The sequence below is a fragment of the Xenorhabdus littoralis genome, assembly GCF_033949345.1.
Taxonomy (GTDB): domain Bacteria; phylum Pseudomonadota; class Gammaproteobacteria; order Enterobacterales; family Enterobacteriaceae; genus Xenorhabdus; species Xenorhabdus littoralis.
Map to the genome: position 1 here is coordinate 48880 of NZ_VCDP01000015.1, position 25723 is coordinate 74602.

At 39.9% G+C, this 25723-nt stretch carries 23 protein-coding genes and 1 pseudogene; 15 read left to right on the forward strand and 9 right to left on the reverse strand.

What is annotated here, in order from left to right:
- The first annotated feature begins 21 nt into the window (after positions 1–21).
- The 3 genes from FE394_RS04595 to FE394_RS04605 all read left to right on the forward strand — a co-directional run bounded on the left by FE394_RS04595 (position 22) and on the right by FE394_RS04605 (position 3071).
- The gene (locus FE394_RS04595; protein ID WP_319925227.1) at positions 22–420 is read left to right on the forward strand and encodes a hypothetical protein; all 399 of its coding nucleotides are present in this window, start codon (positions 22–24) and stop codon (positions 418–420) included.
- An 82-nt stretch (positions 421–502) separates the two neighbouring features.
- On the forward strand, positions 503–937 hold the full coding sequence (locus tag FE394_RS04600) for a DUF2946 domain-containing protein (protein ID WP_319925228.1): 435 nt from the start codon (positions 503–505) through the stop codon (positions 935–937).
- 121 nt (positions 938–1058) lie between these two features.
- A complete protein-coding gene (locus FE394_RS04605) occupies positions 1059–3071 on the forward strand; it encodes a TonB-dependent copper receptor (RefSeq protein ID WP_319925229.1) in 2013 nt (670 codons plus the stop codon).
- 162 nt (positions 3072–3233) lie between these two features.
- On the opposite strand, the gene FE394_RS04610 is transcribed toward FE394_RS04605, so the two are convergent.
- Positions 3234–3725 (reverse strand): MarR family winged helix-turn-helix transcriptional regulator, encoded by a 492-nt coding sequence (locus FE394_RS04610; protein WP_319925230.1) that lies wholly within the window; start codon positions 3723–3725, stop codon positions 3234–3236.
- 166 nt (positions 3726–3891) lie between these two features.
- Between FE394_RS04610 and FE394_RS04615 the strand changes: the two genes are divergently transcribed.
- From FE394_RS04615 to FE394_RS04625, 3 genes are read left to right on the forward strand one after another with little or no spacing between them, the layout of a single operon-like run.
- Positions 3892–4143 carry a hypothetical protein gene (locus tag FE394_RS04615; protein ID WP_319925231.1) on the forward strand — a complete coding sequence of 84 codons (252 nt, stop codon included), beginning with the start codon at positions 3892–3894 and terminating at the stop codon, positions 4141–4143.
- A 9-nt stretch (positions 4144–4152) separates the two neighbouring features.
- Complete coding sequence (locus tag FE394_RS04620) at positions 4153–4347, forward strand: hypothetical protein (RefSeq protein WP_319925272.1); 195 nt, start codon at positions 4153–4155, stop codon at positions 4345–4347.
- A 52-nt stretch (positions 4348–4399) separates the two neighbouring features.
- Complete coding sequence (locus tag FE394_RS04625; RefSeq protein ID WP_319925232.1) at positions 4400–4996, forward strand: NADPH-dependent FMN reductase; 597 nt, start codon at positions 4400–4402, stop codon at positions 4994–4996.
- A gap of 61 nt (positions 4997–5057) precedes the next feature.
- Here the strand turns inward: FE394_RS04625 and FE394_RS04630 are convergent, their stop codons facing one another.
- Positions 5058–5657, reverse strand: a complete 600-nt coding sequence (locus FE394_RS04630; protein ID WP_319925233.1) for a hypothetical protein — start codon at positions 5655–5657, stop codon at positions 5058–5060.
- Between the two features lie 425 nt (positions 5658–6082).
- Positions 6083–6229: pseudogene (locus FE394_RS04635) on the reverse strand (MFS transporter); the annotation flags it as partial.
- Between the two features lie 69 nt (positions 6230–6298).
- Here FE394_RS04635 and FE394_RS19870 point away from each other — a divergent pair.
- From FE394_RS19870 to FE394_RS04650, 4 genes are all read left to right on the forward strand, one after another.
- Positions 6299–6574: an MmyB family transcriptional regulator gene (locus tag FE394_RS19870; RefSeq protein ID WP_419836305.1), complete on the forward strand. Its 276-nt coding sequence runs from the start codon at positions 6299–6301 to the stop codon at positions 6572–6574.
- A gap of 583 nt (positions 6575–7157) precedes the next feature.
- Positions 7158–10208: an autotransporter domain-containing protein gene (locus FE394_RS04640; protein ID WP_319925234.1), complete on the forward strand. Its 3051-nt coding sequence runs from the start codon at positions 7158–7160 to the stop codon at positions 10206–10208.
- 188 nt (positions 10209–10396) lie between these two features.
- Positions 10397–11893 carry a trypsin-like serine peptidase gene (locus FE394_RS04645; RefSeq protein WP_319925235.1) on the forward strand — a complete coding sequence of 499 codons (1497 nt, stop codon included), beginning with the start codon at positions 10397–10399 and terminating at the stop codon, positions 11891–11893.
- 397 nt (positions 11894–12290) lie between these two features.
- Positions 12291–12860, forward strand: coding sequence for a DUF7000 family protein (locus FE394_RS04650; protein WP_319925236.1), 570 nt, complete (start codon positions 12291–12293; stop codon positions 12858–12860).
- Positions 12861–13056: 196 nt separating this feature from the next.
- Here the strand turns inward: FE394_RS04650 and FE394_RS04655 are convergent, their stop codons facing one another.
- Complete coding sequence (locus FE394_RS04655) at positions 13057–14232, reverse strand: MFS transporter (protein ID WP_319925237.1); 1176 nt, start codon at positions 14230–14232, stop codon at positions 13057–13059.
- A gap of 118 nt (positions 14233–14350) precedes the next feature.
- On the opposite strand from FE394_RS04655, the gene FE394_RS04660 reads away from it, so the two are divergent.
- Complete coding sequence (locus FE394_RS04660) at positions 14351–15250, forward strand: LysR family transcriptional regulator (RefSeq protein ID WP_319925238.1); 900 nt, start codon at positions 14351–14353, stop codon at positions 15248–15250.
- Between the two features lie 23 nt (positions 15251–15273).
- Here the strand turns inward: FE394_RS04660 and FE394_RS04665 are convergent, their stop codons facing one another.
- Entirely contained in the window at positions 15274–16134 is an 861-nt protein-coding gene (locus tag FE394_RS04665; protein ID WP_319925239.1) for a helix-turn-helix domain-containing protein, read from the reverse strand.
- A gap of 331 nt (positions 16135–16465) precedes the next feature.
- On the opposite strand from FE394_RS04665, the gene FE394_RS04670 reads away from it, so the two are divergent.
- Positions 16466–17017, forward strand: coding sequence for a GNAT family N-acetyltransferase (locus FE394_RS04670; protein WP_319925240.1), 552 nt, complete (start codon positions 16466–16468; stop codon positions 17015–17017).
- Between the two features lie 241 nt (positions 17018–17258).
- Positions 17259–18467, forward strand: a complete 1209-nt coding sequence (locus FE394_RS04675; RefSeq protein WP_319925241.1) for an MFS transporter — start codon at positions 17259–17261, stop codon at positions 18465–18467.
- Here FE394_RS04675 and FE394_RS04680 read toward each other — a convergent pair.
- The gene (locus FE394_RS04680) at positions 18460–19377 is read right to left on the reverse strand and encodes a LysR family transcriptional regulator (protein ID WP_319925242.1); all 918 of its coding nucleotides are present in this window, start codon (positions 19375–19377) and stop codon (positions 18460–18462) included. The two genes, FE394_RS04675 and FE394_RS04680, sit on opposite strands and share 8 nt — an antisense overlap.
- Before the next feature lie 121 nt (positions 19378–19498).
- Between FE394_RS04680 and FE394_RS04685 the strand changes: the two genes are divergently transcribed.
- Together FE394_RS04685 and FE394_RS04690 are read left to right on the forward strand one after the other, a co-directional pair.
- Complete coding sequence (locus tag FE394_RS04685; RefSeq protein WP_319925243.1) at positions 19499–20113, forward strand: LysE family translocator; 615 nt, start codon at positions 19499–19501, stop codon at positions 20111–20113.
- Positions 20114–20138: 25 nt separating this feature from the next.
- Positions 20139–20918, forward strand: a complete 780-nt coding sequence (locus FE394_RS04690) for a class I SAM-dependent methyltransferase (protein ID WP_319925244.1) — start codon at positions 20139–20141, stop codon at positions 20916–20918.
- 91 nt (positions 20919–21009) lie between these two features.
- Here the strand turns inward: FE394_RS04690 and FE394_RS04695 are convergent, their stop codons facing one another.
- The 3 genes from FE394_RS04695 to FE394_RS04705 all read right to left on the reverse strand — a co-directional run bounded on the left by FE394_RS04695 (position 21010) and on the right by FE394_RS04705 (position 25405).
- Positions 21010–22008 (reverse strand): hypothetical protein, encoded by a 999-nt coding sequence (locus FE394_RS04695; protein WP_319925245.1) that lies wholly within the window; start codon positions 22006–22008, stop codon positions 21010–21012.
- A gap of 1 nt (position 22009) precedes the next feature.
- Positions 22010–22855, reverse strand: coding sequence for a TauD/TfdA dioxygenase family protein (locus FE394_RS04700; RefSeq protein WP_319925246.1), 846 nt, complete (start codon positions 22853–22855; stop codon positions 22010–22012).
- Positions 22856–23455: 600 nt separating this feature from the next.
- Positions 23456–25405: a pyridoxal phosphate-dependent decarboxylase family protein gene (locus FE394_RS04705; protein WP_319925247.1), complete on the reverse strand. Its 1950-nt coding sequence runs from the start codon at positions 25403–25405 to the stop codon at positions 23456–23458.
- Positions 25406–25723 lie beyond the last annotated feature (318 nt).

Consider the following 25723-nt stretch of genomic DNA (forward strand, 5'->3'; position numbering starts at 1 on the left):
TATCTTGATGGAGATATATAAATGAGACTATCAAAATTTATGTTCATAATAGTATCTTTGTTCTTTTTTATTGTTCCAATCTCTAAGGCATCCTACACTAATAAAGGGGATGGTAAATGTTCTCCGGTTTCTAGTGCTTATGAAGGTTATATCACAGGAGTTGCTATAGGTCACTTTGGTCACGAAAGTAACTTATCACTTGTATTCAGAAAAGATAGTATGGATACACCGGGTGCTGCTATTGTTATGTATACTGCTAATGGAAATGACAGTGCATATCTTCGGGCTCTTCCTATGTTACAAAACGCAATGCTTACTGGCCAAAAAGTAGAAATCTACTGCAATATGTATGGGTATATTTCGGCAATATGGATTGGAGAAGGAATAGGGAAGGATATGCACGGATTACATTTGGATTAAAGGCCAAAAATGTTTTAACACTCAGTATCAAAAATGCAGTAATATCAGCGCCCAATCGTGGAAATTGATCTGGGTTATTAGTTTGTTATCACTTTTTCGTCTATCACAATGTCGAACACCTGCCATTATCGCTTTACTAACGATTTTGATGTTGTTCATTGCGCCAGTGGTATCGAAAGCACTGGAACATCATCGTGATAGCACAACAAGTGCAATGAATCACTGCATGTCGATGCCTGACATGCAGCATAACGATAATAATAACCACCATCAAACATCATCATCACATTCTATGAACCATCATGGTATTGATCATGTTCATATGGGATTGATGGATGATATCGCCTGTGGTTACTGTCAGCTTTTGATCAATCTGCCATTATTGGCAGGAAGTTTTGTTCTTTTTATCTTGCTGACACTGACCATTTCCCGTGCTCCACCCGCACCGCGTTTCTTAGGGCCAACAGTTCGGCTGTTCTACGGCGAATCGCAACCGCGCGCCCCACCCCTTAATTAATCAGCTTATCTGGAATAAATTATTTTATTTTCCTTGCCTTACGATATTTGTAAGTCAAGGCAGTATTGCTGCAAACAAATTCCAAAAACAGGATTTGTTGTTAATTAAGGAATATTCTTTTATGTCTACTACACAATTCTTCCGCGTATCACCACTGACAGCAGCTTTGGCAATAGCGTTGGCTATACCAACCAGTAGCTGGGCTGTTAACGTTGATACAAATAAAGAGACAAAAGAAGCACACGCTGCTAATGATAAAGAATCTGTGATTACTGTAACGGCTCCCGCAATTTCACCTCTCGAAATAGCGGCTTCACTAAAAACCCCGCGTCAGCCAGTACCTGCCAGCGATGGTTCTGACTACCTGAAAACCATCCCCGGTTTTTCTCAAATTCGTAACGGTGGTACTAATGGCGATCCTGTATTCCGTGGCATGTTTGGCTCTCGCCTGAGAATGCTGATCGATGACGGTGAAATTCTGGGATCTTGTGGCGGACGGATGGACGCACCAAGTTCGTATATTTCTCCTGAAAATTACGATGTTCTGAGCTTGGTTAAAGGCCCACAAACTGTACTTTGGGGAGCGGGAAACTCAGCGGGTACTATCCGTTTTGAACGTACCCGCCCTCAATTTGATCAATTAGGTGCTAAAGGCAATATCAGTTCAGTGATTGGCTCTAATGGTCGCTGGGATGGTAATGCTGATCTCACAGTTGGTAATGAATTGGGTTATATCCGCCTGATCGGCAATAAATCCCGCGCCAATGATTATAAAGATGGAGGTGGCAATCGCGTTCCTTCCCGTTGGGATAAATGGAATACCGATATCGCATTGGGTTGGACACCTGATGAGGATACGCTGCTGGAGTTAAACGCGGGACAAGGTGACGGTGAAGCACGTTACGCTACCCGAGGTATGGATGGTTCCCAATTCAAGCGCGAAAGTTTGGGTGTGCGTTTCGAAAAATCCAATATCAGTGAAGTATTTGACAAATTCGAAACCAATTTCTATTACAACTACACCGACCATGTAATGGATAACTACTCCATGCGCAACACGAAAATGAAAATGGTTTCAGAGCCAGATCGTCTGACTATGGGCGGACGCATGATGGGCACCTGGATCTGGGAAGATTTCAAGTTGCAGAGTGGCATTGATGTGCAAACCAACATCCATAGGTCTAATACTGATCGCAATATGGATAAAACCAAAAGAAAGGGCTGGAGTAAGAATGCCCGTTTCCGTGACTATGGTATTTTCAGTGAGTTAACGTGGGATGCGACAGAACAGAGTAAAATTATCGGCGGTGCGCGTTTGGATCGTGCAACCGTTTATAACTATAAAATCCAACAAGGACGTAAAGATACCCTTCCCTCAGGCTTTATCCGGTTTGAACATAACCTGAATGATGTGCCTGTTATGTTTTATGCCGGTGTTGGTTATACCGAACGTTTCCCTGATTATTGGGAATTGTTTTCAGGTAAAGCCGGTGAAAATGCTTTCACTGACATAAAATCTGAGAAGACCACTCAGTTAGATATCGGTGCGCAATATAATGACCAGAATCTGAAAGGTTGGGTATCGGCTTATGTGGGCAAGGTCAATGACTTTATTCTATTCCGCTATGGTAATAACCCAAAACAGATCATTCCGGCTCATAACATCGATGCAACCATTATGGGCGGAGAAATGGGAGTCGCTTATCAGTGGAACGATAACTGGAAAACCGATACAAGTTTAGCGTATTCCTGGGCACAAAATACCTCAAATCATCGCCCATTGCCGCAAACTCCTCCTGTGGAAGCCCGCTTTGGCTTGACTTGGGAATATGGGGATTGGACGAGCAGCGGTTTGCTGCGTCTGGTTAACAGCCAGCACCGGGTGGCAATCAATGAAGGTAACGTGGTAGGTAAGGATTTTGACAGCAGCAAAGGCTTTGCCATTCTGTCTGCAAATGCGGCCTATAACGTAACTAAAAATATTAAAGTCAGCGCGGGTATTGACAATATTTTTGATAAAGCCTACAGCGAACATCTTAACTTGGCGGGAAATGCAGGTTTTGGTTATTCGGCCAATACGCAAGTCAACGAACCTGGTCGTACTTATTGGGCCAGAGTTAACGTTAAATTCTAATATATCCCTCACCTGAACCTATCTCGCCCTGACTGATGTCAGGGCGAATTACCATAAAAAATAACTTCAAAAAAAGATATATCTTATTGATAATTTAACGTTATCTTTTAATCAAGATACTTTTATTCATACCTTTTAATTCACAATGCAGCAGGAAAAATATTAAGGCGTGGATTCATTGGCCAGTAACCAATGACGTAACAGAGTTGCAAGTTGCTCCTGCTGGGTTTCTGTCAACGATTCAAGAATGTTTTTTTGATTTTCTAAATGGCTTTCTACTGCTTTGTCTATCAAGGCTTTTCCTTCTGAAGTCAGGAAAACTTTACAGCTACGTCTATCTTCTTCATTGGCAATACGTTCAATCAATCCCCTTTGTACCATATGCTCAATCCGAGTACTCATTGCACCTGAAGTCAGCATAACGGATTGATACATTTCGGTAGGCGTAATTGGCGTATTATTGCGACGTAATGTAGCAAGGATATCAAATTCAATAGTACTCAGGCCGTGTTCTCTGAAAGCATGTTGCAGACGTTGTTCAATAATTTTGCTTACGCGACATAGCCGTCCAATGACACCCATTGATGACGGATCAAGGTCTGGACGCTGTTGTTCCCACTGTATCAGTAATCGGTCAACGTGATCATGCTTCATGCTTTTTTGTCCTATTTATTTTATTACGCCAAAAAGATACTTGATAAAAATCTTTTAGGCTATTATTTTAATTTATCTTTACGTAAAGATACTTTTTATGATGATATATCTTTTGAGTAAGTTTCCAGAGATAGAAACCCAATGGAATACCTTTGAAGGAATCACGATGTCAGAAACTAGAATCATCCCTAATATCTTGCTGACTGCGCTAGCTCCGATTGTTTGGGGGAGTACCTATATCATCACAACGGAAGTATTACCTCCTGATATGCCTTTGCTTGCTTCTACTATCAGGGCGTTACCTGCGGGCATATTACTGCTGCTGATCTGCCGTACCAGCCCCAAGGGGATCTGGTTGTTTCGCATCATGGTGTTGGGATTACTTAATATCGGCGCTGTTTTCTCTTATATCATCTGATTTCGGGGAATTGAGAAATTACCCGTTGTAACCATCTCTTTTTTAGGATTTCTCATCTCACTATCTGCTTGTATTTTAGGGTGTTTTTTTCTAAAACAAACATTTTCCTTGCCACAAATGCTCGGAGCATGCACCATCATTCTTTCTGTCTGGCTTTCTATTCCTCGGAATCAGGCAGGAAAATCCGGTACTCCTACAAATTAGAGACTAATAGGATAGTCTCTTAATTAATAAGTAAAAAATAACAGGAAAATCTATGAAGCTTACTATAATCTCCGGCAGCCAACGTCCAGACTCCAACAGCCAGCGTGTTGCGTGTTATTTGAAAAAATTAAGCAACGAACATGGCTTTACTGATATACAGATCCTTGACCTCTCTAATGTAGAATTGCCATTACACGATGGATACACAACAGATATATCAGCAGAATCTCATCCTTGGCAGGCAATTGCGCGGGATTTAAAAGAAAGTGAAGCATTTATTTTTGTTACCCCAGAGTGGCATGGAATGGCAACTCCAGCCTTAAAGAACTTCTTATTACATTGTTCTTTGGCAGAACTGGGCCATAAACCCGCATTATTATCAAGCGTATCGAGTGGAATCAATGGCGTTTATCCTCTCTGTGAATTACGTATGACAGGATTCAAAAATAACCATGTTTGTTTCTTGCCTGATCATTTGATTTTCCGTCAGGGTGGAAACTTAATTTCGAGTGATCTGGTTTGTAATGAAGAAGCGTTTGAAGGACGGGCTAACTATACTCTGAAATTACTTAAATCTTATGCTACTGCCTTGAAGTTAGTTCGGGATGATGTAAGCGAAGAAAGTAAAAATTATCAGTATGGTATGTAAATACTGATGACCAAGCCTCGGCTAAAAAATTTAAGCTGAGGCCATATTGAAGAAGCTTTTTTCAATTCACCAGCTTATATCGGTTCCACTCAAACTCACTGGAATGTGGCGCAAAATAACCGAATGTAGTAATTCCAATTCCTGCTAACCCTTCAATTAATGCATTCTCTTGTTTATCTGAAACAACTGGTTCGAAATGTGTCGGTGAAGAATAAAAGGTTTCTTCTGGTTGATATAGAAAGCTCAATTCATAATCAAAGGTTCCTCCCCAAGTAGACATACTATAATAAAGAACAGGAGTTTCTATTCTTCGGGAGAAATGAACCAAGAATTCTCGAAATGACTGTTTGATTTTGGGGGCTTCAGGAACAATTTTACCTTTTGTTTCAGCTAAAAAAGAAGTATTTAATTCAATTGTGTTCATGCCATCAGAATTTAAAAATGTATGGTGATATTTGTCAGCACTCTCTCCGCTACACACAGGACGAATAATGATTAAACCTTCGGGCGGTAAATTGTGACGATGCTCTGGATGACACCAGTCATAATCATCAATATGAGGTATAAAATAAGCAAACTTTTGTAGTTGAATATCCGATTTGATTCGTTTTAACGCTTTTGGTGTTGCGAGTAGTAAAAGTTCATCAATACGCCATGACACAATATATCCTTACTATTTTTACAGAATAAAGTGTCAAGCATCGGCATATCTGTATAAAAACACAGTATACCGATTTTTTGGCACTTTCGCTTAAAAAAGAAACTCAAGCAGAGCGCATTATAAACAATATAATCAAAAAACAAGCGCAATAAGAGTAGCACGAGGACACTGAAAAAATACCGAATCTACGATGTAACAATGTTTTTTTGTCATTGCTATCCCCTTTAGGTTCAGTAAGTTCAAATCGATAATGTAAGTTTAGTTTTCCTATTTCTTATGCAATTTCTTTAATAAGTAAAATACAATAAAAGCGGCTGTGGCATTGTAAAGCATGCTGTGAACAAAAGCATTTTGGTATGTGACAAAAGACCATATTTCTATCCCATTAAAATGCCACTGAACTAGCATACTCACCACCACAACACCAAAATCCAACCTCCCAAAGTTTGGCCTGCTATGGCTGCGAGACCTAATGTCATTCCCAGTAAGCCGAATGCCCGGCGACTATTATCTTCGTTGAAACTGGCACGAATACTGGCATAAACCTATGGGAATAATAGTGCTGCCGATAACATGACTTATCCCCTCATCTGACTTATGTACTGAATTTACATTGGGATGTTCTTGCCTTTAACGAACTATTGTGCCACTGGGAACGAGATGCTTATCGGTTACTGGCCAGCTTCAGGCGTGACTATGCCCTTGCTGCTAAAGATATTTATATTCAAGAACTCGTCAATAATCTGCTGAAAATCTCACCTGATTTTTATGCTATGTGGCATAGGCATGAAATCTATGAACCCTGTAATGGTGTACGGGAATTGAATGTAAATGGGCAGTTAACTGCTTTCGATTACACGTCAATGGTTACGGATGTAGAAAGACATTTACGATTGGTGGTTTATGCGAAAAGTTAAAACAAAAATAAATATTCAGTTAGTATATTGAACAAGTAAGAAAATACTAATTTTATAAACAGAAACCACTTTAAATAAAAAATATCTAATTTATGGATGAAGTTTTATATATGATAAAACATCTTTCATTAATTTATGACACCTACATTATTAAAAATATAAATATTAGTGTAATAATCCATCACAACTCAAAGAATTAACTGTAGACAATAATGTAAATATTTTACATTTCATTAACAAATAGACCCCTAATACATATTGATACAATAAAATTTCATTGATATACAAGGATTTTTATAAAATACATCTATCTATATGATTTTTCTTTTTGTTGTAAAAAAGTTAAGTTTACGTTAAATATTTTTCTTGCATTTTGAATTAATTTAATATGCTATAACTGCTCGATGACAGGGATATTATTGTCAGCATTGTTTTGTGCGCGGTTGTAAATATAGATATGGAACGCTGCATCATTCTTTTTTAAATCTAATAGTCGGTTTTATTAATAAGGACTTTTCAAGGAGCGATGTGCCAGAAAGCGAATTGAAAGTCGCCACTTTTTTTAAAAAATGGATTATCTCTTATGAAAAAAAACAATTCGGCACGACCGATCTTTTTGTGGATGTCATTATTTTTTGGACTATTACCTGTAAATGCATCAATGGCTGCCACTGAATATCAGGAACAGGGTAAAAAAAACTCACCTGGCAGTTGGCTGTCAGAGGAATTTAATCATCAGTGGGGGTTAGCTGCTATTGGTGCTCATTATGCTTATGCCCGTGGTTACACAGGGAAAGGCATTAATGTTGGTGTATTGGACGAAGCTGTGACCAATCACCCAGAATTTGCAGGTAAACTGAAAATTCTGAGTCCGGATGATCCCGTGAACTATGATGAAGATTTTGGTTTTCTCAGTTTCGGTGCCCATGGTAACCATGTTTCAGGAATTATTGCAGCAAACAGAGATGGCAAAGAAATGCATGGTGTGGCATTTGATGCGGGTTTAATTACTGGAAAGTATTTGCAAAACGAATATAACCGTACAGAAGCCATGATCCAAAGTAATGTCCGTGTTATCAACAACAGCTGGGGAGTTCGCCCTAGATTTAAGACAGATCAATTCGGCAGACCTATCAGACGGCCGGACGGAACAGTTGATTACGAAAAAGTGACACTGCAAAATGTCATTGATTATGTCACACCGATTAAAGATGATTTGGATCGGTTAAGCCGTTCTCCAATCCCTGAGCTTGATGACTACACTACCAGAACTGCTGGCTTGTTGCGTGCGGCACGTCAGGGTAAATTAGTTGTTTTTGCTGCGGGTAATGCAAATAACTATAACGTCACTTGGTTACATGCGGGTATGCCCTATTTCTTCCCCGATGTATTGCCAAACTATCTCAGCGTTGCCAACCTGACCAGAGAGGGTACGGTTAATCTCTCATCAACCAGCTGCGGTTATACAGCAAGTTTCTGTTTATCTGCACCAGGCACCAAAATTTACAGTAGCACGGGTGATTTTGTTTCTAAAGTTAACGGAAATATCAACGAAGATGCTTTCAATAATGGGGAACTGACGATTGATCCTACTTACGACGCCTATACGGGGACATCAATGGCGTCTCCTCATGTAGTTGGCGCCGCCGCCGTACTGATGCAGCGCTTCCCGTATATGACTGCTGGACAAATTTCTGATGTTCTTAAAACCACGGCAACCGATTTAGGTGATACTGGTTTGGATGATCTGTATGGTTGGGGAATGCTGAACCTGAAAGATGCCATTGATGGTCCCAAAATGTTCATCACTGAGCAGGATATTCCCAAGACATACTATATTCCCGGTTCCTATATTGAAACCCAGTTTATCGCCAATATTCCTGGGCTCGGTGGCGTGATTGAAAAAGGAACTACTGTAGAACGAGTATGTGACACTATTGAGTGTGTTTATGACCGCTGGAACAATGATATCTCCGGTCATGGTGGGTTGACGAAAACCGGTGTCGGTATGCTCGAACTTGCTGGTAAAAATAACACCTATAAAGGTCCAACGTTGATAGAAGGAGGTCAGTTGCTAGTCAGTGGCGGTATAACCTCTGATGTTACTGTGCAGAAAGACGCAGTGCTCGGAGGAACGGGTACTGTCGGTTCTATCATGGCTAACGCTGGAGCGGTTATTGCACCGGGCAGCTTGAATTCAAGTGGTACGCTGAATGTTGATCGCAATGTTACTTTCCAAGCCGGCTCACGTTATCTGGTTGAAGTTGCACCAAATAGCCAAGGCTATGGCGATAGTATTCGCAGTAATGGCTTAGTAACGCTGAAAGGCGGTGAAGTTCAGGTCAGTTTGGAAAACAACAAGAACCTACTATCTAAACAAGAGGTTCGTAGTTTATTGGGTCAGCAATACAATATCTTACAGGCCAACGAAGATATCAACGGGCAATTTGCGGCTGTAGTGCCAAACTATTTATTCGTGGGTACTGAGCTTAGTTACCAGCCAAAACGAGTGATGTTGGACATAAAACGTAATTCAACTTCATTTGCCAGTCTGGGTAAGACCCCTAATGAACGCGCTGTGGCTAATGCTGCGGATAAACTGAATCTGGGCCATCCGGTTTATGAAAGTATCTTGATGTCTGATACGGCTGTACAGGCACATAAAGCATTCCAGCAATTTTCTTCCGCCCAGATCCATGCTGATATCGCTGCGGCACAAATCAATAGCAGCCGTTATCTGCGTGATACGTTGAATACCCGTTTACGTCAGGCCAATGGTGGAATTACCGGAAAAGACATCAAAGCGGACCAAAACGGAACTTGGGTGCAGATGGTCGGCAACTGGCAACGTGCGGATGGTAACAGTGATGCCAATGGTTATCGTGTTTCCAACTATGGTGTGTTACTGGGTGCAGATAGAGAACTGGGTAATGATTGGCGTCTCGGTCTGGCTACCGGCTATACCCGTTCTTCTCTGAATGGCGGTGATAGCACTTCAGCACGCAGCAATAATTTCCATCTGGCTCTGTATGGTAGTAAGCAAATTGATGATTTAGCGTTACGTGCCGGAGCTGGCTATAGCTGGCATCGTTTTGACACAGAACGTTCGGTTGCCTTTGGTCGTCAATCCGACAACCTGAAAGCTAAATATGGGGCACAAACCGGTCAATTATTTACTGAAGCAGCTTATGGCATAAATACTTCTTGGCTGAATTTAGAACCGTTCGCCAACGTGTCTTATGTTAACTTCCGCAATGATGGTATTAGTGAACATGGTGGAGCTGCTGCATTGAACGGTAGTAAACAATCGAAAAATGCAACCTTCTCTACAGTCGGTCTGCGTGTCGATCAAAAATGGCAGACCGAGAAAGAAATTACCGTCGGCTTGTACGGTGAATTAGGTTGGCAGCATCAGTTTGGCAAGGTAGATCGCAGCACCAAATTGCGTTTCAACAATAGCGATGCAACGTTTACTGTCAATAGTATTTCAGCATCCCGCGACGCCGCTGTAATTAAAGTAGGTACAGAATTAGAGATTAACGACAAAACTAAACTGTCACTGGGATATAACGGTGTATTGTCAAGCAGCCATAAAGATAACGGCGTGTTACTGAATGCCAATCTGAAGTTCTAATCAATAAAATTTTCATCTGGTTCTGATAACAAAACTCACTGCTGGCAATAGCTGACAGTGAGTTTTCTTTTTGATGCTCTTTTTAGGCAATTTGTATCAAATTTAATACAAGTCACTTCGGTAGCACCGATTAATGATGAAATAAGATAATGGATTTAAGTCATTAAAACATCCAAAGGAGGAAAATCATGACTTATCATAAAATTTTATTAATCGGTTTATTATCTGCTTCAGCAGGTGCAAGCGCTTTATCTGCCGTAACAGCAAACACAAATGATAATGGTGCGCCATTGATGAAATCAACCGATCCTGATGCTGAAAAGTACAGAACAGTTGGTAAATTCAACGGAGAGTCACATTGTACTGCTACTTTGATTTCAGGTGAGAATACCCCGGGAACAGATACACCAGCACTGATACTTACCGCAGGTCATTGTGTGAATAGCAATGTAGGTACAAATGATGTGATTGTTGATCAACCCGCCCCTGGGTTTTGGCAATATACTCCGGATTATTTTGTTGATAAAAAAGACAGTTTTTCACCAATAAAAGTTAAGCATATCCTGTATTCAACAATGAAATACGAAGATGTTGCGGTCTTACAATTGGATGCGACATACGGTGATCTCGCTAAAAAAGGTTATCATCCTCTGAAATTGAAGAAAAACCTTCAGGTGAAGCATCAATCTATTGTGTTGACACATATTCCAATTATGGACGCTGTTAGCTCTGAAAACCCATATTTCAGAAAGTCTGAGTGTAATATTACCGGAAAATCGCCTGTATTGTATGAAGGTGGTTCTCCGTGGATTTGGTCACCGGTTTTCTCAGTTAACTGTGCTGGTGTAGTTGGTGGATCGTCCGGCTCTCCTGTTTTCGAAGAAGGCAAAAATGACGTAATTGGCGTGCTCAATACAACTACAACACCTGGAATGACTGGTTGTGGTGGTAACAGACCTTGTATCATTGAGGACAATAAAGGTGTTCCGAAAGAAGGAGCCAGTTACTTCATTCCTGTAGATAATATTGCCAATGCGATCACAACGGATAACAAACTCGATCTGTCTAAACTTGATAATAATAGTGGTAACGTTTTAGAAAAAAATCCATTTTGGTCGCCTTTTGTCTCTCAAAGTATAGATCCACGCAACGGCGAGAAAGCAAAATGGAATGTTGCTATCAAAGAAGATGCTAACGTCAAAAATATTCGATATAAAACAGGCTTAATCAGTGACGTAGATTGTACGACGGAATCCGGATATGGTGCTCCTGTTTCTGCCAGTCAGAAACCACTGGAAAATCTGCTTGTTCCTGAGGATGAGGGTATTTATAAACTCTGCGTTATTAACCAGAATAACGGTGGACAATGGCAAAATACAAAAGAGGCTTCAGTCATATTGCGGGAAATTGACAATACCCCTCCGTCAATTAAACCGACTTTAAGCAAGGATGATCACGGGAGTGATAGATGGTATGTCACTATTCAATCTGCTCCATATGAACTTTCAAGCTTGTCTGTTAAATATGGCCCGAAAGCATCCACAAACTGCGACGATAAAACAGATTATAGCCCTCTCTGGAGACCGATATCACTGGCTAAATCTGAAGGTCCATGGCGTGTTTGCGCATATGGCGCAGATCTGGCACAAAATGCCGGCCCGATTAATGTACTGGATATTGAATAAGAACTATTAAAATAATCATCTCTTCGGGGGTGATTTAAAAAACTCACTGTCGGCCATTACTCACAGTGAGTTTTTCTTTTTAGAACTGCATTTGGGGGCTCTGAATTTTTACGGATGAGAAATGACTACAGAACCCAGTAGTTTTTTCTCATCGATGGACTGCCAAAGCTCTCTTTTCGTTTGCGGCCATTTGTCACCTCCTCCTGAAGTATTGAATATGTACTCTTTCTCATGACTCATCAGGGCTTAGCTATTTCTTGAAACTCTATTCTCAATTACCTATGCTTTCAATGAGTTTCGATAATAAAAGTCCGATACAACTCCGAAATCGTTCAAGCAACAGCCCATAATACGGCGGATGCCAAGTGCGAAGAACGATACGACTATGGGATATACCATGATTAATGACAACAAACCGCAGATTTTGGAGGTTAATGCGATGAGTAACCTGTCCAGCGATATTAAAGACGTTGAACGCTGTATTGTCGAGTACAAGACCCAACTTGAGCAAGGTGATATCCAGAAAGCGTACTATTATTTGCTGCGGTACGTCATGCATCTGAAGATTCAACTCTCAAGCGACCTGTCATATAGGTTCTCTTTTGGAAATGTCTCGCCCGGATACATGGATTTCACCTATTTTCCATTCTTTAATACTTTTTTGCGGGACCGAAAACTACGCCTGGGCGTTGTATTAAATCATCAAGACTTGCGCTTCGAATTGTGGTTAATGGGACAAAACGCCGCTATCCAGAAAGATTACTGGAACCTGCTTAGAAACAGTCAGTGGAATGCAAACCGCCTGACAATGCCAAAGTACAGTGTTTTGGAGACGATACTTGTCGAGTCCCCGGACTTCACAAAAGCAGATGAACTCACAGCACGAATCAATGAGGAAGTATCTCGCGTATCAGAAACAATAATTGACGCCATCAGAGTTCTTGAGGGGCAAGACAGATCATGTTGATTGGCTATCCCGTTCTTCGCTCGACTAGGGTCAGTAGCCTCTCAATTCACGCTTAGCGTGCACAGTTGGTTGCCTGCGTCAGAGCATATATAGATTTCGCGGCGAAATTTACGGTTTAAACGGCATTAACAAGGTGAAACCGTAAGTTTCTGTTCAAATACTCCCGCTGGTCTTACCTGACGATGTGTTTCGCTTCTCAGGCTTCTTCGTGGCAAATTGTCTTCACTGAGACACGTTTTTTGGCAGTGATTAACAATAATATCAAGCCGGATAACGCGACAATACCACCAGCATAACTAACCACCGGATAGCTGAATCCCTGTGACAATAGGCTCGCACCAAGTCCTGCACCAATAGCATTTCCCAGATTAAACGCACCGACATTAACCGCTGAAGCCAGTGCCTGAGCTTCAGAAGCAACCTGCATCACTCTCAACTGCAATGGAGGAACTACTCCGAAACTGGCTATTCCCCATATCATTAGCATGATGCCGCCACTGATACTGTTAGTACCAATAAACGGAAGCAACACCATACTGACCACCAACAATGTGAATAAACCGAAAAGTGTCATAGAGACAGAACGATTAGCCCATATGCCACCGAGATAATTACCTAATGTAAATCCGAGTCCGACTAATACTAGCATAATGCTGATTTGTGCCGATGGAATATGTGCAATAGCCATCATCAGCGGTGCAATATAGGTATAAAGCGTAAACATCGCACTGGCTCCCAGAACAGTACTCAGCAAAGCAATCAATACTTTGGGTCTGCCCAATACCTGTAACTCTTTTTTGAGATGCAACGGTTGCCCCTGCATATTCCGGGGAAGAGTCAGCAATAATGCAATCATAGTCATTACGCCTAATGTACTGATCAACAGAAAGGCTTCGCGCCAGCCTATCATTTGTGATAGCCAGGTAATTGACGGTACACCGCCAATATTGGCGATGGTCAGCCCCATAAACATGCTGGCAATCGCGCTCGCCTCTTTGCCTTTTCCTACCACTCGTGTGGCAACCAGTGCACCAATCCCAAAAAAGGCACCATGATTTAAACTGGTAATAAAGCGCGCAATCATTAAGAAAGTAAAATCTGTTGCCAATCCTGAAAGGATATTGCCCACGGTGAAAAGACTCATCAGGAAAATCAATGCGGTTTTGGGTGATCGCTTAATCAATAATAAAGTCATGAACGGTGCACCCAACATAACACCCAGTGCATATGTCATCACCAGTGTACCGGCGGTAGGAATCGAAACAGACAGGCCGGAAGCAATATCTGGTAACATCCCCATTGGCGAAAACTCCGTTGCGCCGATAGCGAAGGCACCGACCGACAACGAAAACAGTACGGTATTTGAACGCATAAAAATCCTCAGTCTCTCTAACAATCGTATCTGTTTGTTGAATGAGACGGATTTTGTCATGTTGACCTTGTCAGAAACAGCCGGTAATCTGCAAAAAACTTTTGATTAAAATGCAAAAATGAAAATTACACTGGAAGAAATGCAGGTTTTTATTGCGGTTGTTGATAGTGGTTCAATAACGGCTGCCGCAGAGAAGCTCAATCTTACCATTTCGGCAACCAGCCGGGCGCTTTCACGACTGGAAGAGAAAATGGTAAGCACCCTGCTTTATCGCACAACCCGTCGAATGAAGCTCAGCGAAGAAGGTGCAGCTTTTTTGCAAAAGACACGGGAAATCATAAAACTGACTCAGGAAGCTGAAGATTTGCTGCTTACCCGCCAGACCATTCCTTCCGGTAAATTACGGGTAGACGCCTCAACACCTTTCCTTCTGCATGTGATTAATCCGCTTATCGGGCAGTTTCATGAAATTTATCCGCAGATTTCTCTGGAACTGACTAATTATGAAGGTGTGACCGACTTACTGGAAAAGCAAACAGATATTGCGTTCCGGGTCGGGCCACTGGCAGATTCGTCCTTACATGCTACTCTGCTGGGTTATAGTCAGTTACGTATACTGGCAAGCCCGATTTATTTGCAACGTTTCGGGGAGCCGAAAACCGTCGATGAACTACAGCAACACTGTTTACTCGGTTTTGATTCTCCGGAATCTCTTAATGAATGGCCTCTGTATCAGGGAGATAAAAAAGGAATAAAAATCACGCCAACAATAGCAGCCAGTAGTGGTGAGATTTTGTGTAATCTGGTGCGGCAAGGTGTTGGTATTGCCTGTATATCAGATTTTATGACTTATGAGATGCGGGAAAGTGGTGAATTCAGACAAATCCTGACCAGAGCAACTTATGATCATAAACAAGTTATCAACGCTGTTTATTACCGTAATCAGGCACTCTCTCCGCGATTACGCTGCTTTATCGATTTTATCAAACAACACAGTACACGAATTATTCGTCCATAATAGATAAGATAAACAGAATTATCTCATCTCTGGCTGTTCGTATTACGTGCGTGCTGCTGCTGTCTATATGCTGACAAAGATAATCCGGTTTCCCGTTTAAAATAACGGGATAAATAAGAGGGATCATCAAAATTCATTCTGGCGGCAATTTCATTAACGGAGATCGCTGATAAATTCAGTAAGGCTTTAATCTCTAAAACAACCTGTCGGTTAATCAATGTCTTCGGTGAGTCATTGAAATAAACTTTTGTGATTTGAGAAAGGTAAAACGGGGTGATATTGAGTTTATCCGCATAAAACGCCACGTCCCGCTGTTGAATACAATGTTTGCTGATTAGCTCCCAAAAACGCCAGCCCAGTTTTTCTTTGCGGCTGAATTCTTTATTTGCCAGATAATTTTTATCCGGAATATGTTCAGTAATCGCCAAAAACAGATTCTGAAGATGGTTGCACATCATCACTTTTTTGTAATCCCTATAGTGCGCCATTATATGGTCAGTTTGTGTTATCCATGTTTTCAGCATCGGTATTTCTGACGATGCCGGCGAGCATACTGGTGTGTTATGTAAAAAGGAAAACAGGGAATTCGGCAGTGCATATGCAATTTCAGAAGCAAAGCTTTTATCAATAAAACAATAAAATAATCTGAAATCAGCGGATTTTTTCTGCCAGATAGCTATCGAGTCTTCAGCCAGAACTAAAATATCGTAAGCTTTTACCGGATACTTTTTGAAATTGATATTGATAGTGGCTCTCCCTTGCAGGCATATCAGCACAACGGTATAAGAAAGCTGCAACGGATACTCAGCTTCTCCACAAATATCACACTCTCCAATCACCACATTTTTCTGTTCGTTCAGTTGTTTTATAATAGAACCGTACATTTGATAGTTTCCATTTTGTCATGTCGATAATGATACGCCGGGTATTGTTATGGTCAGAATTTTAAAAAACGATAGGGCTATATTTCAGTGCTTTTCCTTATATTGCAAATGATAATGAGATAAAAATTACCTGATCCTGCTCAAATTTAACTATTTCTCAGTCTGATTACCTAAAATAAATCAACTGAAAAATATGTGGAAAGTTTTCAAAAGTACCTAAACCACTTTGTTTTTGCTATTACATCATCGAGTCCAGCCTTCTAGAATAAGCACACTCAATAGTTGAGGTCACATCAAAGACTTATGACGCAACAAAAAGGCAAATAACACAATGAAAAGCTTGATGACTGAAAGATTAATATTGCGCCCGTGGCAGGAAACAGATGCAGGTAGTTTGTATGAATATGCCAAAGATGAACGCGTAGGCCCTATCGCAGGCTGGCCGGTGCATAAAAACGTGGAAGAAAGTGCACAAATCATCCGTGATATCTTTATGCACGATGAAATCTACGCCGTTGCACTGAAAGAAGATAATCGGGCTATCGGTTGCATCGGTCTGTTAATGTCCCAAAATAGCAACTTTCCTATCGGTGACAATGACGCAGAAGTATCATATTGGATTGGCGTGCCTTTCTGGGGACGGGGACTTATTCCGGAAGCAGTACGTGAATTAATGCGCCATTCATTTGAAGAGCTGAAACTGGACAATTTATGGTGTGGCTATTTTGCTGAGAATTCTCAATCAGAAATTGCTCAGAGAAAATGTGGTTTTCGCCATCATCACACTATTGACGATCAATATGTTGTCATTCTGGATGAAACCCGTACTGAACATATCAGCCGAATTACCCGCGACGAATGGCATTCATTAACCGAGGGTTAACTAAAGCTTAGATTTAAAATGGCATGTGCATTTTGAGATATTTACTATTCTGACAGAATCGCTCAATTGCCATGCCTGATGAAATTTAGTACTATTTTAAGCCTTTCACCAAAATCTTATTGATTCCATATCATCATTTCATCAATACCTAATATCACAGCCTGAAATTTCACCACTAAAATCCATTACCACCTTTCGTTCCTACTAATTAATACTCTTTTTATTAAAGGAGGGCTTGTATATGTCGCCACAGATTATTCACCGTGCCATTCATTCATCAATATTACCTATACTTTCATTCACTGTATTTTTTATCGGTACGATGGAATTTATGTTATCACCCATGCTAAAACCATTGTCTGAGGCATTTAATACAACTACAGACAAAGTATCCTGGTTAGTTTCCGGTTATGCCCTCGCTTATGCCCTTACTGCCCCCATTTTCGGTTGGTTGTCAGACAGGATAGGTCGACGTAAATTGTTTCTGGCATCTTTACTGTTTCTTTCACTTGATGGGATGGCATTAACGCTGGCACCCAACTTAGAAATAGCGATTGGATTACGCGTCTTTGGCGGCATTGCTTCAGCCGCTTTGATTCCTACAATCTTTGCACTAATTGCAGAAATGTTTCCACCTTATAAACAAGCTTCAGCGATGGGGATTGTTATGTTCGGCATGACCGCAGGTATTGCCGTCGGCCCTATTCTTGCAGGCATTTTAACGGAACTATTTTACTGGAAGATGCCATTTCTGGTGACTGGCACAGGATGTTTTTTATTATTTTTGGTAAGCGCGGTTTTAGTAAGCAAAAAAGATATCCTACCCCAGAGTGATGTCCGTAAAACAGAACATCAAGCGATAACATTTCAATGGATACGTCAAGGAAACTTACTACGTCCCCTTATCGCAAAGGGATTATGGAATGGTACAGCAGTATCTACTTTTATTCTGTCTGGAGAAGTACTGAGACAACATTATGAATTGGGAACAGGTGCGATTGGTATCTCCGTTTCTGCATTTGGTATCGGTCTTGGTCTCGGTAATCTATCGGTGGGGACAGTGAAACGTTTGTATATCAGAGATGAGTGGATTCTTTTGCTGATGATAATATTACTTTTCTCTGCTATTTCAGCATTTATGCTATTCCCCTTTTCCCTATTGTTTAGCCTTGTTTGCCTGATGTTGTTTGGGATCTCGCTTGGTCTTGCCGCTCCAATAAGCACTTCTATTTTGGCAAATAGGGCAAAACAGGATAAAGGTCAGGTATTGGCCGTTTCAGAAAGTCTGAATAATCTGACAATTTTGTTCTTACTTCCTGTTACTACCATGCTGCTGGCGCGACATGGCATTGCGGTAACAATAATAGTACTGGGATTCTGCTTAATTATGGGAATGGGATTAATACTAAAAGATCTCATCGCTCAAAATATTCGTTACAATGTCACTTAATCTCGCCGATAGAATTGTCATGACAAAGAGTAGCTAATTGTGAATGAGTCGCATGAAATGCTTGTTTCAACCATTCAAGAAAGATAGCCTGCGGCGTATCAGCTTCAAAAATATTGGGTGATATCAGGTAATATGCTGAACCATCGGGAATGAAACCATAAGGTGCGCTTAGCCGCTTATCACGCAACTCTTGTTCAATCATATATATGGAGCTTATCCCGACACCATGCCCTGCCATCACCGCTTCCAATGAAATATAAAAATGCTCAAACCAGTGTTCATTCTGTTTTGAAATGACGTGATTAGCACCTGAAATCCAATCGTTCCACGCTTCCGGGCGAGTATGTGTATGCAGTAAAGTGAGTGGCTGATGTGTGATAATACGACTTGCTGTGTCAGATAGGCACACCGGGCCAATCCACTCCCTTCCCAATCGTTCAGCAAAGTAACGCTTGTCCCACAGGAAGTCATTGCGGCGGATGGCTAATTTCGCTGAACTTCGGGAAAAATCAATATTTCCGCCACCTGAAACTAAATGAATTTCTATATCAGGATTATTTTCTTTAAATGTCATTAGGTTAGGAATTAGCCACTTCATCATGATGGTCGGTTCACAAGAAACAACTAACGGTGTTATTTGTGATGTTTGTTGAAGATCATCGATTGCCAATGTGAGCATTCCAAATGCTTGTTGACAGGCCTGTTTAAGTTTTTCACCTGCCGGTGTTAAAAAAATCCCCCTATTCCTGCGCTCAAATAAGATGATATCTAAATCAGTTTCTAATTGTCTGATCTGACGACTTATGGCTCCTTGCGTGACAAATAAATCTTCGGCTGCTTTGACTAAACTCTGGTAACGGGCTGCGACTTCAAAAACCCGCAGCGAATTTAATGAAGGGAATTTTTTCATTACTGTCCTTTATCGTTGACTTTTTCTCAATCATTTTAGCGTAAATTAATCGTTATTATTTAGTCAAATAAATCAAGAGAATAAGTTATCAAAATATGACAAGGAACAATCAGGGGACATAATGACAGAGTTAATTGCTGTAGCCGTTATTACCATTCTTGCCGTTATCAGCCCGGGTGCTGACTTCGCGATGATTACACGAAACAGTTATCTTTATGGCCGACGAGCGGGCATTCTTGCTGCCTTTGGGATCGCTTCAGGGATATTGGTACATGTTTCTTATACTCTACTTGGCATTGGTATTTTGATTGCCCATTCGCCTAATATATTGCTTGCTATCAAAATTGCAGGAGCGATTTATCTTATTTACATCGGCTATAAAACAATCACATCGAAAACAGAAATTAATGTTGATATTAACTCAACAAAAAATGGCTCAATGACTTCGTTCAGAACAGGTTTTATAACGAATGTATTAAATCCCAAATCAACACTTTTTATTGTCAGTACATTTACTCAGATTGTTTCACCATCGACAGATATCGGCCTACAAGTTGGTTATGGCATTTTTATGTCGCTGATGCATCTTATTTGGTTTATGGGTGTAGCTATTTTCTTTTCTCATCATAAACTCAGAGCTGCAATGTTAGAAAAACAAACCATACTTAACCGAATCATTGGCATCATTCTGATGGGATTGGGCGCTTCTTTGGGGATCATTCCTCTGGCCAATTAAAAAAATTTATGGGGAGCTATCAATTATGCCAATCAATTTTAATGCCAAAGAAAACAGGTATGCTTATCTTGGTCGTGAGGTGCAACAGGAATGGTACGATTTAATCCAGAAGCTGGTGGAACCACAGGATAAAGAAATTGCGGATATTGGTTGTGGAGGAGGTATCTATTCACTGGCATGGATAAAAATGGGAGCCAAAAAAGTCAGTTGCGTTGATTTTTCTCAGCAAATGTTAGCTGATGCCACAGAAAATACTTATGGCTTGCCAAACATCACTATCAAACATGGGGATGCTCTACGCACAGGTTTGTCTGATAGCAGTCAAGATATCGTCTTTGCAAGGGCACTCATCCACCATATCAGCCAAGAAAACCGTATTGCATGTTTTGCTGAAGCTTACCGTTTATTGCGCCCTGATGGAATGTACATCTTACAGGACAGAACTGTGCAGGATATCCAGCTTCCGGGATCACCTGAACATATTCGGGGTTATATTTTTGATGTTTATCCCCATTTGCGTAATTTTGAAAATCAACGCAGACCAGATAATATTGAAGTGATTCATGGATTAAAAACCGTCGGTTTTAAACAAGTTAAAGCAATTTCTCTTTTGGAGAAACGCACTATCTACAAAGATTTTTCGCAACTGGCAGCGGATCTTAAAGCACGTAAAGGTCGCTCTATTCTGCATGAATTAAGTGATGCAGAGATCATCCATCTTATCAATCATATTGAAAAATCCCTGACAGCCAAGACTAATATTGTTGAGAAAGATTTTTGGACTGTTTGGGTCGGCGTAAAGTAAAAACGTAATAATAAATTCCTTTGACTGGCTTGGAGTATCCTTATTCCAAGCCAGTTCGACGTTATTCGCTGATTTTCATTTTTACATTCTCTCAATATCTTGCGACATGGCGACGTGTGTCAGAGACTCCGCACATTTTAGGACTAGCGAGAGGTAAATCAGATTGCATGACTTCTTGATGTGTTTTGACAGGATCGGTAAATAATTGATGGATTCTATCCATATCCAATTCGGAAAGATAACCGCTATTAATACCCTGATAATGTTCCGGGACAGTGGTTGTGGTAGGAAAAACAAGTTGATTGGGGTATAAACGGCCGCTCCAGAATTCATTACCTTTATTCAGAGGCTTGACCATATCAGGGTTAATTAACTCAGAAATCTTGGCGTCGTAAGGGAATCGCAGACTGTTTTCGGCAGCAGGATAGTCATGTTTATCCATCCAATCGACAATATTTTGCTGTCGATCCATTAATATAATGTCTTTAAAACATGCAGTTAATACAATGGGAATGACAACTCCTCCTGCGTTACGATAATATTCAATAAATTCAATTCGCTGCTTTAATTGTTCATTTGTATCCAGTGCGCTGATAGAAACTCTCATTTCGGCTTTAACCGAAATTAAACGCCGGACAATTTCATCAGGCATTTTCTTGAAGGATTTTGTGATAAATATCATCAATAAACCTTCTTCTTGCGCTAATTCCGCCATTCGAGTCGATACAGACCAATTCCATGAAGGATCACTATTCCACCCACATCTGATATATTTTTGTGTGCTGGGTAATGCTTTCAGATCGTTAACAAAAATATCTTCATCTAATTTATTATCGATTCTTTTACCGAAATCAATACCATTTTCCCAACTGGATATAGCGGAAAAACACATACCGTAACAAGCCATACTTTCGGGTAAACACCCTGTAACTACATCTGTGGTTAAGCTGTTAAATGGCAAATTCCCTGCTACTCCTGCACGTATTAACATAGGTTCAGCAGGTTTAAAATCATGTTTTTTGGTATATTCTTTATTGCTTTCTCTGACTAACTGTATAAGCAATTTTTCTTTTTCTTTTGTAATATTCACTTCAAATACCTCCAACAGCCCAACCCGGTATTTCGGGTTGATAAGTTACGTCAGGATAAATTTTTAATCCTTTAATAAATCTATCTCCAGTAAAGCATTCCCGGCGATGTAAAAGTTGGCTATTGTCATATACCAATAAATCACCCTCTTCCCATTGATGTGAATAAATATTTCCCGATGATAGAACTTGTTCTAAAATGGTTTTTTTAAGTGTTTTTGAGTTTGGCAGGATTTTATTTTCGCTAATAAATTCAATAGTATTTTCACTGACATAAATATATTTTTGTTTTGTTTTTTTATTTTCAATGACTACAGGGTGAGCAACTGTGATATGAGGTGCATTATCATGTGTAGATGCTGGCTGGCGTGTAGAAGACAAGTTATTCAGCATAGAAAGTTCATCAAAAGAAAAACTGAGGTGATGTACAGCAGTGGAGGCAAAAGATGTATTACCACCAGTGAATTTCACTACTTCACCATATAACATACTAACTGAAGCTGGATTCACACGAAATTCCTGATCTGAATGCCAATAATCAGTATCACTTCCGGAAAAACCTAACTGTTCTCCATTGCTATCACGAAGATTTGTCAGGTAAGCAATATATTTACGGTTATCTGACAACGATATTTTTCTGGCGGGTTCCTCTAACTTTCCACTTCCTATGCGCTGGGCAAAATTCACTAGTGCTTCATCATCCATTTGCTGATTTTTAAAAATCAACAAACCATATTCAGACAAGTGTGATTTTATCTTTTTATATTCTTCTGATGATAATTCAAAGATATCTTGGCCTGTAATATAGGCACCAAAATTCCCTTCAATAGGTGTGACAGTCATCGACATAAAGAACCTCATAAGTGTTTGTAAATAAATAATTATCCAACAAAAAAATCTTTCACTTGGCTTTGTTGTTTTCGTTGTCTTTTATGTTTTGTTTATGAATTTAATCATCAATATTTTTTATGCGCATTGAAATTGATTTTCTTTTGAGATATTAGTCACATAATAATAATGTTTAGTTGTTATCATTTATTTATGAAAATTTTAAATTATTTTAATTTAAATATTGCAATTAACTTGTTATTTTTCAATGGGTTTTAAATTTATTTTGTCTGATAATTCTAACCATTCCAAACAAGTTGTTTCTTATTTAAAAAAATAATATCCAAATTAAACATACCCTTAGCCTTATAAAGGGAATTCTTTTTTAAAGAAAGATAATAGAAATAGTAACAGCTCAGTCTAGCCTGTTATTGCATTGTATTTAATATGATTTAGTTAATTCATTCTGCAATGCGGATTTAATTTTATGAAATAAATAAGTAGATATTGAGAAATGAAGAACAGAAGAAAAGAGCTTGAGAGAAAATTCAAGCTCTATGAGAGATTATGCTATATATCAATTAGTTAATATATTTTTAGTTAATGTTCAAGCATTTTTTATTAACTAATAAATGCGGTATAAGGCTCGGACATTAGTCGTGTTTTCTTCTCTTCTTCGTCCACCAGCTGATTTATTTTCTTAACAAAAATGGTTTGAAGTTGATTCCAAAACTCCTCAAAGTGCTCCTCATTACGTAAACAATAGGTCATGACTGCTGCCCGTAAGACATAGATACGGTGAACTTTTTCCCATTCATCACGATTGAAACCGCATTTTTTTGCGTAATGCCACGGTGTATCACCATACTCTTTATAATCCAGTATGGTTGATGATGTAAGGAAATCATTGGCATAGGCACGTCCTGTCGAGTATGAACAAAGTTCATATAGCCGCTTATTGAGGGCATTGTGGTTTTTCAGGCTTTCGTTACCGATTTCCTTGAAGGTGAAATTAATCATATGGAAATCAGGAGATGGCATGATATGAACTTCAAACTGATGTTTACCTACTTCTATGGGTGGAAAAGTAGCCAGCTTCTCCAACAATCGGTGTGCCGTAACGATACCGGCAGCAATTACTTTTCCATATCCGCTAATATTCAAAGGTAATAAACGATGGGCAGCCCAAAGCGCAGCGGCTGTTGCCCCTGCTTTTGAACCTTCCATAATGGATGAACCGAGAATTCCCCGATTGCTACCAGCAGAGTTTTTTTGATTATCGTTTTCTTCAAAAACATAAGCTGCACGAGCAGAAATCAAATCGAGAATACGTTTGTCTTTCATGCAGATAGAACCAGCAGCATATTGAATGAAACCGACTTTATGTGGATCAACTGTAATTGAATCAACTTCTTTCAAAGCTTTGAAACTTTCATAAACTTCGGGTTTCGGCCAACTGATATTTTCTGGCATGATGCCGATAGAACGGTAATTACTATCCAGATCATCATATTCCAAAAATTCGCCCTGCTCATTTAAAAGCATGGAACACGCGTATCCCGCATAAGCAGCATCAACATGAATATAGAATGATTGACCATAGCGCTCCTCACACTCCTGTCTCAATGCAATGATTTCATCAATCCGATCAATCGCCCCAACTTCAGTCGTACCCACCACAGCAATCATCGCCAAAATTGCTTCACCTTGCTCAATTAGCTGAAAAGTTATTTCACGCATTTTCGCAACGTCAGTTTGATAGTTTTCATTAACAGGTAATGGAATGATATTCTCCTGACCAATACCGAAGATATCTGCCGCTTTCATCCAGGAGTAATGTTTGGATTGCGGAACCAGAAGTTTGCCCAGGATTTCTGGTTTGATTCCAGTCCCCCGACAGGTCATGTCGCGAATTTCTTCAAAAACTCCAATTTGTTGTAGTTCAGTTATTAGATCCAAAATTTCAGCCGTCGCCATATTTCTCAATTGCTGAGGTGATTTATGGCTGAGCAGTGCTTTTGTTTTAGGGTGTTGAGATATAGCAAGAGGCAGTGTTTTTAAATTCCTGGCAACCCATAATCCTTCATAATTAGCCACCGTTCCGCCAGAAGTGATGTGTCCCCAAGATTTCTTAGGGTCGTAACCGAACATACGACAGAGATCCAATCCCGATTCAAGTTCCAATTCTGTTGTTGTCGGAGATGCTTCATAAGAACAGTTGTTCGGGTTGTACATCATGGCCATCACATAGGCAAGATTAGAAACCATTAAGGTGTCACTGTTAATGTGGCCAAGATAACGGGGAGAGAAAAAAGGAATTGAAGTGTTTTTCAGTTTTGCTGATAGCTGATTTAAGATCCCTTCTGTCTGATAAAGCGTTTCTCGGTAATTATGTTCATGACGTTCGACGGACGTGTTCAAAGCAGAATCACCAGGATGAAAACTTGAGCGCCAGTGCATATGTTCACTAACGGCATACTCCATCATTTCTCTAAAAAAAACAGCATTTTCTGATTTTGGACCTAAAAACAACGCATCTATATTTAAATTAGGGTGAAGTGGCTTAGTCATAATTACGCAACCTTTTAACTGATTTTTTATATTATGCAATCAGGATGGAGAGTTTATTAATAGTTTATTTATTATGTTACTGACTGATTTTCAGCCATATTATTCTGTTTTTTTAGTCGAAAAAACATTATATTCACAATTTTAATAACAAGTTAACAAATAACTTTAAAAATGTGCGCTACTACAAATAAGTGAGAGGAAAAATGAGGGAAAGTGAGAAGATTATCTCGTCATATCGAAATGAAAATATTTTTATATGGAACTATAAATTAGTTACGCCCATGCATGGCAGAAAGCATGACGTTGTCACTGTTTCTG